The sequence below is a fragment of the Streptomyces sp. NBC_00996 genome, assembly GCF_045162675.1.
Taxonomy (GTDB): Bacteria; Actinomycetota; Actinomycetes; order Streptomycetales; family Streptomycetaceae; genus Streptomyces.
Genome location: NZ_CP108723.1, coordinates 8,218,414 through 8,237,289, shown reverse-complemented (window position 1 = coordinate 8,237,289; position 18,876 = coordinate 8,218,414). Strand labels below are relative to the sequence as shown.

Annotated in this window: 2 protein-coding genes and 1 pseudogene; all 3 read right to left on the bottom strand. The window is 69.6% G+C overall.

The window, feature by feature from the left end:
• Positions 1–48: 48 nt before the first annotated feature.
• The 3 genes and pseudogenes from OG390_RS38435 to OG390_RS38425 all read right to left on the bottom strand — a co-directional run bounded on the left by OG390_RS38435 (position 49) and on the right by OG390_RS38425 (position 18,587).
• Positions 49–210 carry a hypothetical protein gene (locus OG390_RS38435; RefSeq protein WP_406174369.1) on the bottom strand — a complete coding sequence of 54 codons (162 nt, stop codon included), beginning with the start codon at positions 208–210 and terminating at the stop codon, positions 49–51.
• Between the two features lie 943 nt (positions 211–1,153).
• Positions 1,154–1,286 (bottom strand): annotated as a pseudogene (locus OG390_RS38430) (IS5/IS1182 family transposase); the annotation flags it as partial.
• A 51-nt stretch (positions 1,287–1,337) separates the two neighbouring features.
• Positions 1,338–18,587, bottom strand: a complete 17,250-nt coding sequence (locus OG390_RS38425) for a type I polyketide synthase (RefSeq protein WP_406174367.1) — start codon at positions 18,585–18,587, stop codon at positions 1,338–1,340.
• Positions 18,588–18,876 lie beyond the last annotated feature (289 nt).

Genomic DNA, 18,876 nt, shown 5'->3' with positions numbered 1-18,876 from the left:
CTCCGTCTTTGTCGCTGTCGGTAAACCAAATGTCGGTAAGTCGGGTGATCAGTTGGTGTCGTTTCCCAGGGCGCGCTTTACGAGGTCGGCGACGTCCATCACGTCGATCAGGTCGGCGTCGTCCTCAGCGGCGGGCATCACCGGGTCTGGCTCGGGAGTCGTCACCCCGGGGGCGGAGCCGACCTCGGGACCAATGAGACTGAGGGGCATGTCGAGAAGGCCGGCCTCCCGGAACCGGGCGAGCGGGACCTGATCAGAGCGCAGGAAACCGACGAGGGCGTCCGGGGTCGGATAGTCGAAGATGAGGTTCGCGGGCGGCTGCGACGTACGAGGTCAGTTGATGCGGCGCGGAACCCTCATCGCGGATGCTCGCATCGATGCGAAAAAGAGAAGACACAAATAAAGACCCCTGAATTTGTTGCTGGGCAATTCTATGACCGCAGAGGGTCCGCGAATATCGAGGGCTGCTTCCACGAGATTAGACAGGGCCGCCTTCGCGGGGCATCCCCTGGTCTGGTAGCTCCCGGTTGCGTTCAAGGAAGTGGTGTAGGGGCTCCCACCCGATCCAGGTGTTTGTTCCGGTGTCGGAGTGAGTGTCCGGATATAAGAATGGCCACCTGCTGATCTTCGAGATGTCAAAGATCCGAAGGAGATCAGCGACGATGAGTGTGTCGGCGCCCCGGGGGGTGCACCGTCCAGCAAGCTTCGCCCAGGCCATCACCGACGCGGCACCCCATGTCGCGTAGGTCGCGGACCACTGGCACCTGTGGCACCTGCTCGGCGCGCCGGCACACAGGGAAGCCCTGGCGCACAGCGCCTGCTCGGCGCCCCTGGGACCACCAATCCGATAGGGCAAACACGCGCAGACCACCCGCGAGCGCTGGCAGCAGGTCCACGACCAGCGAGATCAGGGCGTGGGCCTGCTCGAATGCGCCCGACGCCTGAACCTCGCGCTCGACACCGTCAAACGCTACGCCCGCCCCGCCGAGCCCGACAGGCTCATCCGGACCCCGCAATACCGCCCCACTCTGGTCGATGCCTACCGCGATTACCTGTGCAAACGCCGGGCCACGGACCCCGCCCTCCCGGCCACCCACCTGCTCGCCGAGATCCGTGAAATCGACTACACGGGCAGCGCGAGCCTCCTGGTCCTCGCCGCAAACAGCTTCTCATCAGGCGTGTCCTGCGTCGCCACCCTGCGGCCGCACCCGCGACGGAGGAATCAGCGGCCTTGCGATCTCCCACAGCCCCTCCAAAACACTCCAACTCCACGTACCCCGCCCCATGAACGGACCAATGTCCGCCTCACCACGTAGGACACGGTTTAGGTCAGGTGATCAGTTGGTGTCGTTTCCCAGGGCGCGCTTTACGAGGTCGGCGACGTCCATCACGTCGATCAGGTCGGCGTCGTCCTCAGCGGCGGGCATGACCGGGTCTGGCTCGGGAGTCGTCACCCCGGGGGCGGAGCCGACCTCGGGACCAATGAGGCTGAGCAGCATGTCGAGAAGGCCGGCCTCCCGGAACCGGGCGAGCGGGACCTGCGCGAGTACGCGCCTCAGATCGTCCTCCCGCGTGTCCAGGTCGTCGTCGCCCGTCTCCGTCAGCAGTTCAGAGCGCAGGAAAGCGACGAGGGCGTCCGGGGTCGGATAGTCGAAGATGAGTGTCGCGGGCAGTCGTAGACCGGTGGCCACGTGCAGGCTGTTGCGGAGGTTGACCGCGGCGAGCGAGTCGAAACCGACCTCCTGGAAGGACTGGAGCGGGCCGATGCTGTCCGTGCTGCTGTGTCCGAGGACGGTCGAGGCCTGTCCGCACACCAGCCGGAGCAAGAGACGGTTCTGTTCCGCCTCGGGGACGTTGCGGAGGGAGTCCACCAGGGATGAGGTGATGCTGATGTTCTCGGCATCGGGCTGGGAGGCGCGCAGGGCGGCGGCGGCCTCGGGAAGGTCAGCGAAGAGCGGGCTGACCCGTACAGAGGTGAACGCCGGGACAAACGCCTCCCAGTCCATGTCGACGACCGTCACGGCTTTCTCCCGCGCTTCCACGGCCTGTTCGAACGCGGTCATCGCGATCTGTTGGGTCATCGGCAGAACACCGCGGCGGCGCAGCTGCGCGAGGGTCGCCTCGTCCATGGCAGGGCCGATTTCGTCGAGGGCTCCCCAGGCGATCGAGGTGGCCGCGAGGCCTCGGCCGCGGCGCCGTTCGACCAGGGCATCCAGGACTGCGTTGGCCGCGCCAGACACGCCCTGGCCACCACCGCCCCAGATTCCGGCGATCGAGGAGAAGACCACGAAGGCGTCGAGCGGGGCCCCGCCAGCGTCGGTGTCGGTGTCGGTGTCGGTGTCGGTGAACAGTTCGTCGAGCCATATAGCGGTGTCGACCTTGGCCGCGAAGACCTCGGTGAGGTCGGCGAGGCCGGTGTCGGCGATGTTGCTGGTCCAGGCGGTGTCGCCGGCGTGCACGACGGCGGTGAGCGGCTGCTCCTCCGGGGTCTCGGCGATGAGTCGGGCGAGCGTTTCACGGTCGGCGTCGGCGCAGGAGACGACTGTCGTCTCCACCCCGGTGGCCGCGAGCTTGTCCAGCAACTTGGTGACGGCGTCGGCGGGCGTCTGAGCCGTGGTCGTGATGATGAGACGGCGCGCGCCGGACCGGGCGAGCCAGAGCGAGGCATGTGCGCCGAGGGCCTCGGCGCCGCCAGTCACAAGGACTGTGCCATGAGGCTGCCAGCCTCCGTCGGCGGGCGCCTCGGGTGCGGGCTTGCGGGTGAGCCGCCTGCTGTAGACGCCGGAGCGGCGTACGGCGAGCTGGTCGTCCCCCGCTGCGCCGTTCAGCGCGCCCACGAGATACTGCGCGGTGCGGGCGTCGGCGGTTGCCGGTAGGTCGACCAGGCCGCCCCACCGGTCGGGGTGTTCAAGGGCCACGGCGCGGCCCAGGCCCCAGAGCGCGGCCTCGCCAGGATCGGTAACGGTGTCCTGGATACCGGTGTTCACCACGCCCCGGGTCAGACACCACAGTGACCCGTCGACGCCCGCGTCTCCGAGGGCCTGAATCAGCGCGAGGGTCCTGGCGGCGGTGACAGTGGCGTCCTGCGTGCCGTCGAGGGCGAGCAGGGAGAGAACTCCTGCCGGCTCGTACTCGGCTCGGATGCGGCTCAACTGCTCGGTGAGCCCTGTGCGGGTGAAGGTAGAGGGAGCGATCTCCAGGGGCACGATGTCGAGTCCCTGGGCACCGAGCGCCGCGAGGAGCTCGGCCACCTGGGAGCCGGCCGTGGAGTCAGCCGGGAAACCGGTCGCGCCTTCGGTCGGGCATCCCGGCGGCAGTACGGCGAGCCAGCGGCCCGCGGGTACTCCCGACACCTCCCGGTCCAGGGGCCGCCAGGTGATGGCGTAGCGGAGGCGTTCAGCGCTGAACCGCTGCTGGCGCCTGCCGCGCCAGTCCGCCAGCACCGGCACGACAGTGCGCAGGGCGTCTCGCAGACTGGCGGAGTCCGAGGCGAGCAGTCCGGCGAGCGATTCCGCGTCGGTCTGCTCGACGGCGCTCCAGAAGTCCGCGTCGGTGTCCTCGCCCGAGGCGCCGCTGCCGTCGGCGTCATCGGCCTCCTGCAACCAGTAGTGACGTCGATCGAAGGCATACGTCGGGAGCTCGACCTGCGAGGCACCGGCACCGGCCGGCAGCATTGCCGCCCAGTCCACAGGCACACCCCGGACAAAAAGCTCGGCCATCGAGGTGAACAGCCGGTGCAGACCGCCCTCGTCACGGCGCAGCGTGCCGCCGACGACAGCACGCAGCCGGACCGTGTCATCCGCCTGGTCCACGATCTCATTGACCGGCTGCACCAGAACCGGATGGGCACTGGCCTCCACGAACACCGTATGACCGCCGGCCAGAAGGTCGGCGATTGCGGGACCGAAACGGACCTGGCCACGCAGATTGCGGTACCAGTAACCACCGTCGAGGACACCCGCCTCCCGCACCCACTCGCCCGTCACCGTCGAATAGAAAGGAACCAGCGGCGCCTGAGCACGGATGTCGGCGAACGCCTCAACCAGGACCTCCTCGATCGCCTCCACATGCCGGGTGTGGGAGGCGTAATCCACCGCCACCCGACGCACCCGCACACCATCCGCCGCAAGAACCTCCAGCGCCTCGTCGAGAGCCTCGGCATCACCGGCGATCACCACCGACGTGGGACTGTTGACCGCCGCCACCTCCACACGGCCGACCCACCGCTCGATACGCCCGGGCACTTCAGACTCAGGCAGCGCCACCGACGCCATACCACCCCGGCCCGCCAGACTGCCCGCAATCACCTGACTACGTACCGCCACCACCTGGGCAGCGTCCTCCAGCGACAACGCACCCGACACACATGCCGCGGCGATCTCACCCTGCGAATGACCGACCACCGCATCCGGCACCACACCCACCGACGCCCACACCGCAGCCAGACCCACCATCACCGCAAAACTCGCCGGCTGCAGCACATCCACGCGCTCCAGGAGTTCGGCCGGAGCATCCCCCCGCAGCACATCCACGAGCGACCAGTCCACCCAAGGCTCCAACGCCGCCGCACACTCCCCCACCCGCTCCGCGAACACCGGCGACGAGTCCAGGAGCTCACGCCCCATCCCCACCCACTGCGAACCCTGCCCCGGGAACACCAGAACCGTCCGCCCTGCACCCACCGCGCTGCCAGTGACCAGACCGGGATGAGACTCACCCCGCGCCAGCGCACCAAGCCCCGCCAACGCCTCCTCCCCGGAGTCGGCCACGATCACCGCACGCTCGGACAACACCGCACGCTGAGCGACCAACGCACCCGCCACGTGCGGCAGTGTGCCCGCGTTCTCCCCGACGAACGACACCAGCCGCTCCGCCTGCCCCACCAGCGAACCAGCACTCCGCGCCGACACCACCAGCGGCACCACAACGGGCGCAGCGGGCAGCTCCACGCCGCTCTCTGCCGCCGGCGCCTCGACGGGCTCTTCGGGTGACTCCTCCAGGATCACGTGGGCGTTGGTGCCGCTCGCGCCGAAGGAGGAGACGGCGGCTCGGCGCGGCCGGCCCGTGTCCGGCCATTCTCGCGCCTCTCTGAGCAGTTCGACCGCGCCGGCCGTCCAGTCCACCTGCGGTGTCGGCTCCTCCACATGGAGCGTCGGCGGCATGACTCCGTGTCGCAGCGCCTCGACCATCTTGATGACGCCGGAGACACCCGCCGCTGCCTGGGTGTGGCCGATGTTGGACTTCAGCGAGCCGAGCCACAGCGGACGGTCGGCGGGCCGGTCCTGTCCGTAGGTGGCAAGCAGTGCCTGGACCTCGATCGGGTCGCCCAGGGATGTGCCGGTGCCGTGGCCCTCGACGATGTCGATGTCCTTCGTCGATAGGCCCGCGTCGGACAGAGCGCGCCGGATGACGCGCTGCTGGGAGGGTCCGTTGGGAGCGGTCAGGCCGTTCGAGGCGCCGTCTTGGTTGACGGCGCTGCCGCGCAGTACGGCCAGGATCCGGTGGCCGTTGCGGCGGGCCTCCGACAGGCGCTCCAGGACGATTACGCCCACGCCCTCGGCCCAGCCGGTGCCGTCGGCGGTCGAGGAGTACGCCTTGCACCGGCCGTCGGCGGAGAGACCGCGCTGTCGGGTGAACTCCACGAAGGCGTCCGGGCTGGACATAACGGTCGCACCGCCTGCGAGGGCGAGCGAGCACTCTCCGCGCCGTAGCGCCTGGGCCGCCAGGTGCATCGCCACGAGGGAGGACGAGCAAGCCGTGTCGATGGTCACCGCCGGCCCTTCGAAGCCGAACACGTACGACACGCGTCCCGACGCCACGCTCGACGAGGTGCCGGTCATCACGTAGCCCCGGACGTCCTCGGGGATCTGCCGCAGCCGGGTGACGTAGTCGTGGTGGACGATGCCGGTGAAAACACCGATGTCATGGCCCCGGGCGGAGAGGGGGTCGATTCCGGCCCGCTCCAGGGCCTCCCATGAGGTCTCCAGGAGCAGCCGCTGCTGCGGATCCATCGCGAGGGCCTCGCGCGGCGAGATCCCGAAGAGTCCGGCGTCGAATTGGGCGGCGTCGTGCAGGAATCCACCGACGCGGGTGTAGGTGGTGCCAGGGTGGGTGGGGTCGGGGTGGTAGAGCTTGTCGACGTCCCAGTTCCGGTCCTGCGGGAAGCCGGAGAGCGCGTCGCGCTCCTCGGCAACCAGTCGCCACAAGTCCTCGGGGGTGTTGACGCCGCCGGGCAGGCGGGTGCTCATGGCGATGATGGCGATCGGCTCGTCGGGGTCCGCGGGCACGGCAGGTCCGGCTTGGACGACTCCAGCCGACAAGTTCGCGGCTTCCTCACCGAGCAGTTCGGTGCGCAGGTGCCAGGCGAGGGCGGAAGGGGTCGGGTAGTCGAAGGCAAGGCTGCTGGGGAGGCTCATGCCGGTGAAGTCGTGCAACCGGTTGCGGAGTTTGACGGCGCTGAGGGAATCGAAGCCGAGGTCCTTGAAAAGCTGCTTTTCGTCGAGGGCTTCAGCGCTGGTGTGGCCGAGAACGACGGCCGCGCTCTCCTTCACAAGGTCCAGCAGGACGCGCTGCTGTTCGGTGGCTCCAAGCGCGGTGAGCCGGTGGGCCAGCGATCCGCTCTCGGCGGCCGGACGTCCCACAACCCGTCGGACGAACGGACCGTCCTCCGTCGCCCGTGCCTCGCGAAGAGCGGGGGTGTCGACGGCGGCGGCGATAGCGGTGATGTCCATGTGGCCCAGGGTCAGTGGTCCGAGCGCGGCGACTGGTTCACCCGTGTGGTCGGCGAGCTCCACGAGGTGGCGTCCGCCCTCCACAGGCGTGGCCCGCAGCCGCAGGGCGGTGGCGCCCTCGGCGTACACGGCCAGGTCGGCGCAGATGGTGAGATCGCGCTCACTGTCACCGGTGCGGCCGGCCAGGAGGCGAAGGACGGTGTCGAGGAGTGCGGGATGGAGGGTGAACCCCGCGGCCTCATCGACGAGTTCCGGAGGCAGGGAGACGTCGGCGAAGAGCTGGCCGTCTTGTTCCGCCAGGCCGTGTATGCCTCGTACCCCGCGGATGTCGAGGAGGTCCGCCGGGGCGTCGGCTCCGGTGGCCGGCCAGGTGCGCAAGTCGAAGGATGGCGTGGGCAGGCCGGGCCGGAGCAGTGCGCGGGCGTGGCGCGTCCAGGTGCTGTCCTCGTCGCCGGCCCGCCTGCTGTGGACGACGACCGGGCGCAGCCCGTCCCGGCCGGGGACATCGACGTGGACACGGAGCTGGAGGTGGCCGTGTTCGGGCACGGTCAGCGGGGTGTCGACGATGATCCGCTCGACGGCGCCGCTTCCCGCCTCGGTTCCGGCGTGGACAAGCAGGTCGAGGAGTACGGCGGCCGGAACGGTATCGGTGCCGGGATCGAGGAGCCGACCGAGGGCACGCCGGTCGAGCCGCCCGGTGAGCACCACACGGGTGCCGCCGTCGCTGACCGGGCTGACGTGGTCGTCGTCGGGGACCTCGACTGCCGTGCCGAGAAGCGGGTGCCCGGTGGGGCGGGCGCCGAGCGCCTCGGCGTCGGTGACGGTGGTTTCGGACTCGACCCAGTACCGCTGGTGCTGGAAGGCGTACGTGGGCAGCTCGGTACCGATCGCCGTGGCCGGGGTGCCGAGGAGAGCAGACCAGTCGATGTCCGTGCCGCGGACATGCAGTTCGGCGAGTGCGGTGAGGACGGCGGTCTCCTCTGAGCCGTCCTCGCTCAGGGTGGCGAAGCAGCCCCGGTGGTCCGTGCCGAGAGTGTCGAGGGCGAGGGCGGTCAGGCCGCCGCCGGGTCCGACCTCCAGGAGGGTTTTGGCGCCCTGGTCGCGCAGCGCGGTGACTGCGTCGGCGAACCGCACGGCATGGCGCACTTGGTCGGCCCAGTACTCCGGGGTGGCGAACTGGCCGTCCTTCGCAGGGGCACCGGTGAGCGTGGAGATGACGGGGATGGCGGCTGGGCGGGGACGCAGCCGGGCAATGACAGCTCGGAACTCGTCGAGCATGGGGGCCATCAGTGGCGAGTGGAAGGCATGACTGACCTTCAGGCGTTTGGTCTTCCGGCCCTGTTCGGCCAGTCGCGCGGCCACGTCGAGGACGGTGTCCTCGGCACCGGAGAGCACGATGGCGCCGGGTCCGTTAACTGCGGCGATCGCAATCTCGCCCGTGACCCCCTCCAGCAGTGGTTCCACCTCGGCCTCGGTCGCCTGTACGGCGACCATTGCGCCGCCCTCGGGCAGGGCCTGCATCAACCGGGCGCGGACGGCGACCAGTTCGCCTGCCTCCGCCAGGTCAAGGACTCCGGCGGCATAGGCGGCAGAGATCTCGCCGACTGAGTGTCCGGCGACCAGGTCCGGACGTACACCCCAGGAGGCGAAGAGCCGGAACAGAGCGGTCTCCAGGGCGAAGAGACCTGCCTGCGTGTACAGGGTACGGTCGAGCAGTGCGGCCTCCGCCGTGCCGGGCTCGGCGAACACCACCTCGCGCAGCGGACGCTCCAGATGACCATCCAAGTGTCGTTCAACAGCCTCGCACGCGGCGGTGAAAGCGTTCCGGAAAAGCGTGTGTCGCTCAGCGAGTTCGCGGCCCATGCCGGCCCACTGGCTGCCCTGCCCAGTGAAGAGGAACGCCAGCTTGCCCTCAGAGGGGCTGCCGGTGACGGTGCCAGCAGTAGGCGTGCCGTTGCCGAGCGCGCGCAGCGCATCGGCAAGCTGCTGCCGGTCGGTGGCCAGCAGGACCGCCCGGTGGTCGAGCTGGGCACGAGTGGTGGCCAGCGCGTGCGCGGTGTCGGTAAGGGCCAGCTCAGGGCGTGCCTCGACGAAGCGAGCAAGGCGCCCGGCCTGGGCGCACAGAGCCGCCGCTGTCCGGGCCGACACGGGCACGGGCAGAAGAGCGGAACCTGACGATACGAGATCTGTGGCGGGTGCCGCATCGGCAGCATGCACCTGGTCGGAGGCGGTTGCCGATCCGCTGCCAGGTACCAGTTCGTTCGTCGCCGCCCAGTCGGAGGCCTCAGCGTCCTCCACCGGCGCCTGCTGGATCACGATGTGCGCGTTGGTGCCACCGATGCCGAAGGACGAGATGCCAGCGCGCCGCGGGTGCCCGGTCTCGGGCCACTGGCGAGTCTCTGCGAGCAGTTCCACCGCGCCCGTGGACCAGTCCACGTGGGTTGAGGGCCGGTCCACGTGCAGCGTGCGGGGCAAGACGCCGTGCCGCATCGCCATCACCATTTTGATGACGCCTGCCATACCGGCCGCAGCTTGCGTGTGCCCGATGTTGGACTTGACCGAGCCGAGCCACAACGGGCGGTCGGCGGGGCGGCCCTGCCCGTAGGTAGCGAGCAGTGCCTGCGCCTCGATCGGGTCACCGAGGACCGTTCCCGTGCCGTGGCCCTCGACCGCGTCCACATCCGATGTCGACAGACCGGCGTCGGCGAGCGCCTTGCGGATCACCCGCTGTTGTGAGAGTCCGTTCGGCGCCGTAAGTCCGTTGGACGCACCGTCCTGGTTGACCGCGGTGCCTCGGACCATCGCGAGGACCTGGTGGCCGCGGCGGCGTGCGTCGGAGAGCCGTTCTACGAGGAGCACGCCGACGCCCTCGGACCAGCCGGTTCCGTCCGCCGCGTCGGCGAAGGCCTTGCAGCGGCCGTCCTGGGAGAGGCCGCGCTGCCGGGAGAACTCGACGAAGGTCTCCAGGTTGCCCATGACCATCACGCCGCCGGCGAGGGCCATGGAGCACTCTCCCTGCTGAAGTGCGCGGGCCGCCATGTGGAGGGCGACGAGCGAGGACGAGCAGGCAGTGTCGATCGTGATGGCCGGGCCCTCGAAGCCGAGCTGGTAGGCGATCCGGCCTGAGATGACGCTGCCGGAATTGCCGGTCAGGCGGAGGCCTTCGATGCCGGACGCGTGGTGCGTCCGTACGGTGTAGTCGTGGCTGTTGACGCCGACGAAGACACCGATGTCCTGCCCGGCGAGCCCGCTCGGGTCGATCGCGGCGCGTTCGAACGCCTCCCAGGAGGTTTCCAGGAGCAGCCGCTGCTGGGGGTCCATCGCGAGCGCCTCGTTCGGTGAGATCCCGAAGAAGGCAGCGTCGAAGCCGGTCGCGTCGTCGAGGAACGCGCCGTGCCGTACGTAGGTCTTGCCGACGCTGTCAGGGTCGGCGTCGTAGTGCCGGTCGATGTCCCAGCCCCGGTCGTCGGGGAACTCTCCGATGGCGTCGACGCCTTCGGCAACCAGCCTCCACAGGTCTTCAGGGCTCTCCACACCGCCGGGGAAGCGGCAGGCCATCGCGACGATGGCGATTGGATCGTCGGAGAGGGCAGCCACGGTGGCCGTGGTGTGCTCCTCAGCGCTCCGCTCCTGGCCGTCGCCCCACTGTTCGTCGTCACCGAAGAGCCGTGCACGCAGGTGGTCGGCGAGCAGCGTCGGCTTCGGGTAGTCGAAGACGATGGTGGAAGGGAGGCTGAGAGCGGTCGCGGCCGCAAGCCGGTTGCGCAGCTCGACGGCGGTCAGCGAGTCGAAGCCGGCGTCCTTGAAGGCACGGTCGGCGCGGATGGCGTCAGCGCCGGAGTGGCCAAGCACCTGGGCGGCGTTCCGGCGGACGAGGTCCACCAGTGCCTCTGTGCACTCCCGCTTGCCCAGGCGGTCGAGCCGCTGACGCAGGGAGTCGGTTACGGCCGTGTGCCAGGACGCGGCCGCCGGCCGAGGATCAGGCGCGAGGCCGCGCAGCAGCGGGGCCACGGGAGTTCCGGCGCGGGCGGATGCCCTCAGTGCGGGCAAGTCGAACCGGGTGGCCACGAGCGCGGCAGGGGTCTCGTCGCCCGCCCGCAGGGCCGTGTCGAGGAGCGCCATGCCCTCGGAGGCGGAGAGCCCGACCATGCCGAGGCGCCGGGTGCGGTGCAGGTCTGTGGCACCGAGGTGTCGGGTCATGCCGCTGACGTCGTTCCAGTAGCCCCATGCGAGGGAGACGCCGGGCAGGCCGGAGCGGCGGCGGTGGAGAGCGAGGGCGTCCAGGGAGGCATTGGCGGCGGCGTAGTTGCCCTGGCCGGGGTTGCCGAGGACTCCGGCGGCGGAGGAGAAGAGGACGAACGCCGCAAGATCGATGTCCCGGGTCAGTTCGTGCAGATGCAGCGCGGCGTCAAGTTTCGGCCGCAGGACGGTATCGAAACGCTCCGGAGTCAGAGCGGTGACCACGCCGTCGTCGAGGACTCCGGCGGTGTGAACGACCGCGGTGAGAGGGTGGGCATCCGGTACGGCGGCCAGGAGCGCCACGACAGCGTCCCGGTCGGCGGTGTCGCACGCGGCGACGGTGACGCTCGCGCCGAGGCTGGTCAGTTCCTCGTACAGCGCCGCCGCCCCTTCGGCATCCGGTCCGCTCCGGCTGGCCAGCAGCACATGCCGTACACCGTGTTCGGTCACCAAGTGCCGCGCGATCAGACTGCCGAGCGTCCCGGTGCCGCCAGTGACAAGAACGGTGCCGTCGGGGTCGAGCTCGCGCCGGGGACCTTCGCCAAGCGGCGCCCGCTTCAGCCGGGGGACGAAGGCCACGCCACCGCGCACACGGACACGGGGCTCGCCCGTGGCCACCGCGAGCCGCACGGCCTCCACGGCCTGCACGGCCGCCGAGTGCTCCGAGGCCGCCGCACTGCCGCTGTCCTCGGCATGGTCGCTCTCGACAAGGACGATGCGGTCCGGGTGCTCCGACTGTGCCGAACGCAGCAGGCCCGACACGGCCGCTGCGGTGAGATCGTCCTCGGTGTCGGGGACGATCACAACGAGGCGGGTGTGCGCCAGGGCCGGTGCTGCCAGCCAAGCCTGGACAACGGCCAACGCGGCGGCGACAGCCTCACGCGGATCGGCGGGCGCATGCCCGGGCTCGTACACCACAAGGCCCGGTACCGCTGGACCATCCGCCGCGAGGGCAGCAACGCCTTCGGCATCAACGACGACCGCCGTAATGCCGGCGTCCTCAGTCATCTCACCGGGGGAAAGAGGGAACTCGACCCAATCGATCTGGAACAGAGCGCCAGGGGCCGACGCGTCCTCGGTCTCTGCCTGTTCGGGCGAAAACCGCTCGGCGACAACGACATCAGCGGTCAGCACCGGCGCCGCGGCGGCGTCCACCAGCTCAAGACGGGTCACCCCCGTGGTGTCACGGGCTGCGCGCACCCCTACTGCTGCCGCACCAGAGGCCAGCAAGGCCACCCCGCTCCACCGGGTCGCGATCATGCCTGCGGGGAGGGCCGTGCAGATCGCCGCGTCGAGCAGCGCCGGGTGCAGGCCGTAGCGGTCGGCGTCGCCGACTGCCTTGTCGAGGGCCACATCGGCTGCGGGGCTGCCGGTAGGCCACGCGCCACCGGAAGTGGACGGGGTCACCGGCCCAGGCACGAGCGTGCCCCTGGCATGGTGGGTCCATATCGCGTCCAGGCTGGCGTTGTCCGGGCGGGAATACACCTCGACCGGCCGCCGCCCCTGCTCATCGGCCTCCCCGACGGTCATCTGTACAGCTCTGCCGCCGCGCAGCGGCAACAGCACGGGCCGGTCCACGGTCAACTCCTCGACCACCGGACTGCCCACCTCGTCACCGAACCGGATGGCCAGCTCGACCAACGCCGCACTCGGCACGACGACCACGTCACCGACGACGTGATCACCCAGCCAGGGATGCGCGTCCACCGACCACCGCGAGGTGGTCATGAAACCACCGGAGTCCGGCCGGCCAACGATCGCCCCGATCAGCGGATGATCAGCACCCGCCTGACCAAGCGCAACGGCATCGACAGCACGAGTAGGGCGCAGCCAGTAATGCTGATGATCGAAGGCATACGTCGGCAGATCGACCTGGGTGGCGGCGGCACTGGCCGGGAGGACACCCGCCCAGTCGACGGGGACGCCCCGGACGAACAGTTCGGCCATCGACGTCAGCAGCCGACGCGGGCCGCCCTCCTCACGGCGCAGCGAACCACCGACCACAGCCTCCGTGTCGGCCTGGTCGACGATCTCGCTGACCGGCTGGACCAGAACCGGGTGAGCGCTGGACTCCACGAAGACGGTGTGGCCGCCGGCCAGCAGGCCGGCGATGGCGGGACCGAAACGGACCTGGCTACGCAGATTCCGGTACCAGTACCCGCCGCCCAGGACATCCGCCTCCTTTACCCACTCACCAATGACCGTCGAGTAGAAAGGAACCAGCGGGGCCTGAGCACGGATGTCGGCGAAGGCCTCACCCAGGATCTCCTCGATCGCCTCAACATGCCGGGTGTGGGAGGCGTAATCCACCGCGACCCGGCGCACCCTCACACCATCCGCCTCAAAAACCTCCAGCGCCTCGTCGAGGGCTTCGGCATCACCGGCGATCACCACCGACGTGGGACTGTTGACCGCCGCCACCTCCACACGGCCGACCCACCGCTCGATACGCCCGGGCACTTCAGCCTCGGACAGCGCCACCGACGCCATACCACCCCGGCCCGCCAGACTGCCCGCAATCACCTGACTACGTACCGCCACCACCTGGGCAGCGTCCTCCAGCGACAACGCACCCGACACACATGCCGCGGCGATCTCACCCTGCGAATGACCCACCACCGCATCCGGCACCACACCCACCGACGCCCACACCGCAGCCAGACCCACCATCACCGCAAAACTCGCCGGCTGCACCACATCCACCCGCTCCAGGAGATCGGCCGGAGCATCCCCCCGCAGCACATCCACCAGCGACCAGTCCACCCAAGGCTCCAACGCCGCCGCGCACTCAGCGATCCGCTCCACGAACACCGGCGAGGAGCCCAGGAGTTCACGCCCCATGCCGGCCCACTGCGAACCCTGCCCCGGAAAGACGAACACGACCTTCCCGGCCCCGCCCAGCGCCGACACGCTGCCAGTGACCACACCGGGATGAGACTCACCCCGCGCCAGCGCACCAAGCCCCGCCAACGCCTCCTCCCCGGAGCCGGCCACGACCACCGCACGCTCGGACAACACCGCACGCTGAGCAACCAACGCACGCGCCGCATCCGGCAGTGGCACCTCACTCGACTCCACAAAGGACGCCAACCGCTCCGCCTGCCCCACCAGGGATGCCGCCGAGGCGGCGGACAGGACCAACGGCACCACACCATCAACGACGTCTACCGTCAGCGCAGATTCGACGGGCTCCGCATTGACGGGCTCCGTCTCCGGGGCCTGCTCCAGGATCAGGTGCGCATTCGTCCCACTGAGACCGAAGGACGACACACCAGCGCGGCGGGGCCGGCCGGTGTCGGGCCACTCCCGGGACTCGGTCAGCACCTGGACGGCGCCCGCCGTCCAGTCCACCTGCGACGATGGAGCATTGAAATGCAGCGTCGCCGGCATCACGCCGTGCTGTATCGCCTCCACCATCTTGATCACACCAGCCACACCCGCCGCCGCCTGCGTGTGACCGATGTTCGACTTCAGGGAACCCAGCCACAACGGGTGCCCGGGTTCCCGGTCACGGCCGTACGTCGCCAGCAGGGCCTGCGCCTCGATGGGATCGCCGAGTACCGTGCCCGTACCGTGCCCTTCCACTACGTCAACCTCAGCCGCCGAGAGACCAGCCGACGCCAACGCCTTACGGATCACCCGCTGCTGCGAAAGACCATTCGGCGCCGTCAGACCATTCGACGCGCCGTCCTGATTGATCGCGCTGCCGCGGATCACCGCAAGGATCCGGTGCCCGTCGCGCCGCGCCTCCGACAGCCGCTCCAGGACCACGACACCGGCGCCCTCGGCCCAGCCAGTACCGTCCGCGGCATCCGCGTACGACTTGCACCGGCCGTCCGAGGACAGTGCACGTTGCCGCGAGAACTCCACGAACGTGGAGGGGTCCGCCATCACCGTCGCGCCGCCTGCCAGCGCCACGGAGCACTCGCCCTGGCGCAGCGACTGGGCCGCCAGGTGCATGGCCACGAGGGAGGATGAGCAGGCCGTGTCCACGGTGATCGCGGGGCCCTCGAAACCGAACACGTACGACACGCGCCCGGATGCCACGCTCGACGCCGTGCCCGTCTCGCCGAAGCCCTCGAGTTCCGCCGGAGCCGCACCCGACAGCCCGTACCCTCGTCCCATCAGGCCTGAAAAGATCCCGACGTCACGACCTTTCAGCGTCCATGGGTCGATCCCGGCCCGCTCCAGCGCCTCCCACGAGGTCTCCAGCAGCAGCCGTTGCTGCGGATCCATGGCAAGTGCCTCACGCGGTGAGATCCCGAAGAACCCGGCGTCGAACAGGCCCGCCTCGTGCAGGAAGCCGCCCTGATCGACATACGACGTGCCGGTCTTCTCCGGGTCAACATCGAACAGGCCGTCCAGATCCCAGCCTCGGTCCTCCGGGAAGCCGGACACACCGTCCCGGCCCTCGCTGACCAGCCGCCACAGGTCCTGGGGGCTCGCCACACCGCCTGGAAGACGGCACGCCATACCCACGATTGCAATCGGCTCCGCGGGGTCGGCGGCCCCGGTCCGATCCTTGTCAGCCGTCGCCTCCCTGGCCGTGTCGTGCAGACCCAGGATCCTGGCCCGAAGGTGTGCGGCAAGGGCCTCGGGAGTCGGGTGGTCGAAGGTCACGGTTGTGGGCAGACGCAGCCCGGTCCGTTCGGTCAGCCGGTTGCGCAGCTCGACGACGGCGAGGGAGCCGAGGCCGAGGTCGCGGAAGGACCGGCCCGCCGGGGTTGGTTCGGTGCTCGCGTCGGTGCGGACGGCGGCAGTCTCCTTGCGGATCATCTCGCCGAGCAGGGCAAGCTGGGCCCGCTCGTCCAGGTCGGCCAGGCGCGCGCGTAGGGCGGCGGTGATCGTCTCGTCGGCCTGGGCGGTGGCGCGGGTCTCCTGTTCCATCAGAGTGTCGAGTAGCGTCTGCACTCGGTCGCCGGGGTTGATGGTGCTCGGCCAAAGCGCCAGCAGGGCCGGGGATCCGGTCTCGATCAGCGCGTCGAAGGCGGCGGGGCCCTCGTCCGGCCGGCCGAGGGCCAGCAGCGAGCCGGGCAATCCGTGCCGTCGGCGGTTGCGGACCACGGCCTCGGTGAGGGCGGCGGTGACCACCGACGAGGCGAGGCCGTCGGACTGCGCGCCCACCAGTGCGGCAGCGTCGGTCACCACGACGAACGCGGCGAGGTCGTCGTCGGCGGTGAAGCCATGCAGCGTTCGGGCGAGTTCGGGATCATCAGCGGTGTGGACAACCGCGGTCACTGGACCGATCCTGGTCAGCGCCTCATACAACTCCAGCGAATCCGAGCCGTCGGCCACGACGCGGACGACATCCACCCCCTCCGGCAGTGGCTCGTCCTGGCTCCACTCGTCGTAGGTATCCGTTGCCTGGACGAGCACGAGGTGTCGTGTTCCGTGCTCGGTGACCAGGTGGCGGGCGAGGACCGAGCCAGTCTTCGTGTCGGCACCTGTAACGACCACGACGCCGTCAAAATCCGGCGTGGCAAGATCCGGCCTGTCGGCGACGGGGAGGCGCACGAGCCTGGGCCGCATCAGTTCCCCGTCCCGTACGGCGAGCTGGGGCAGGCCCGAGGAGACGGCGGCGATCAGCGCCGCAGCGTACTCGGACTCCGGGGTGCAGGCTTCGACGTCGACGATTGTCAGCGGCGCGCCGTCACCCCCATCGGCCTGTGCAGCCCGTGCGGCTGCCCACAGCGCAACTTCGGCGCCATCCGGCGTCTCGTCCCGGTCGGTGACGCCCATCGCGCCCCGGGTGAGGACGACGAGCCGGGACCCGGTCTCCTTGCCCCCTCCAGCGCAGGTCGGCGTCAATGTGTCCGCGTCTGCCTCTGCGAGGACCGTCACGTCGGTGGCCGCGTCAGGGGTGGTGCGTGACGTGGAAAGGTCAGCGTATTGCCGTACGTCGGCGACGCCGGCCTTCCGAAGAGCGGCGACCAGGCCGTCGGTGACGGCAGTCCGACCAACTACTGCCCAGCGCAGCTCTTCCGGCGCGTCAGGGGAGACTGCCACCCTGCTCCAGTCCCTCAGCATCAGTCCCTCGTGGTGACCGTCGGCGGCGTATCGCAGCCGGGCCGGCAAGTCAGCGAGGAGGCGCCGAACGACCTTCCCCGAGGCGGTCCTGGGGATGGTCCGGGCCTCGTATATGCGCTCGGGGAACTTGTACGGGGAGAGTTGGGTGCGGCAGTGGTCGAGCAGCCGGGCGAGGTCGACGCCGGCCGGACCAGGGACCACCCAGGCGACGGGGACCTCGCCGAGGGTGTCGTGGGGAATGCCCGCGACTGCGACGTCGGCCACGCCCTCGGCCACGCGCAAGGCGGCCTCGATCTCGTCGGGGTGGATGTTCTCACCGCCGCGGATGATGACGTCCTTGAGACGGCCGCAGATGGTGAAGTAGCCGGCTTCGTCGCGCCGGGCCAGGTCGCCGGTGTGGAACCAGCCGTTCTGTAGGGCCTCGGCGGTGGCCTGTGGGTTGTTGTGGTAGCCCACCATGACGTTCGGCCCGCTGACCCAGACCTCGCCCTCGTGCCCGGCGGGCACGTCCTGCCCGGTGCGGGGGTCGACGATCCGGACTCCGACACCGGGCACGGGAAGGCCACAGGAGCCCTCGACCACGTGGCCGTCGGGCGGGTTGATGGTGATGGCCCCGCAGGTCTCGGTGCTGCCGTAGGCGTCGACGAGGGGGATGCCGAAGGTCTCCTCGAAGGAGCGGCGCAGTCCAGGGCCGGTGACGGCACCGCCGACGAGGCCGACCCTGAGATCGGGCAGAGAGAGGCCGCTGCGGCGGGCCCTGCCGACCAGGTGGTGGTAGGTGGTGGGGACGCCGGCCAGGAAGGTGGACCGGTCCTCGCGCAGGGCAGTCAGAATGTCGTCGGACGAACTGCCGTCCATGATCCGGGCCGTGGCGCCGGAGACGGTGACGGACAGGACGCAGGCAATGTGCGACAGGCTGTGGAAGAGCGGCAGTGGCCACAGCACGCGGTCATGCTCGGAGAGGCCGGGCACGGGAATGTAACAGGAGGCAACAGAGTAGAGGCAGTTGCGCTGGGTGGAAAGGACGCCCTTGGGGCGGCCGGTGGTACCCGACGTGTAGAACATCCAGGCCACCTCGTCAAGGCCGAGGTCGTCCGGGGCATCGTTGACGGGCTCGGTGGCGACGAGTTCCTCGAACGGTACGGTGCCCGGGGGCAGCATGTGCCCGGCACCGGCGCCGAGGGCGCCGGCCACGACGACGGACACCCCGCGGGTTGCACGGGGAATTGACTGAAGGAAAGTTTCTGCGTGTGTAGCGCCGGTGAGGGCGAACGCCGCTCCACTGTCGGCCAGGAGGTATTCGATTTCCGCCGGGGCGACCTGCGGGTTGATCGGTACGCCGATGCCGCCGGCCCGTACCACGGCGAGGTAGCTCTCCACCATCGCCACCGAGTTGCCGAGACACAGAGCCACCCGGTCGCCGCGCCGGACACCGAGGCCGACCAGGTGACCGGCCAGTCTCCTCGTCCGTGCGTCGAGTTCCCTGTAGGTGACCGCGTACCGGTCGTCCTCGAAAGCGATCTTGTCCGGGAACCGGCCCGCGTTCTCACTCAGGATGACCGGTAGCGGGGTGATCAGGTCGGGAAGCACCTTGACTCGAACTCCTAACCGGCCATCGGGGATGGCCAACTGCTGCTCGGCAAGCGTGTATGTCCATAGAGGTGAGTCAGCTCGACCGTGTGACGGTCGGCTTCCGAGCTTGCGATGTCTTGGACCGGCTGGCGCAGCCTGAGCGGGGCCGAAAGACTCCAGATGGTCCGCGAAGGTTGAGGACTGACCTGCATGACACTAGACAGGACGGCCTTCGCGAGGCATCCCCTGCTCTGGTAGGTCCCGGTCGCAGGTATGAGAGCGTGGTGGTGACCCGTGCCGTAGCTCG

Coding starts and splice junctions, on each gene's coding strand:
- OG390_RS38435 (WP_406174369.1), bottom strand. CDS start 210: ATGCCCCTCAGTCTCATTGGTCCCGAGGTCGGCTCCGCCCCCGGGGTG.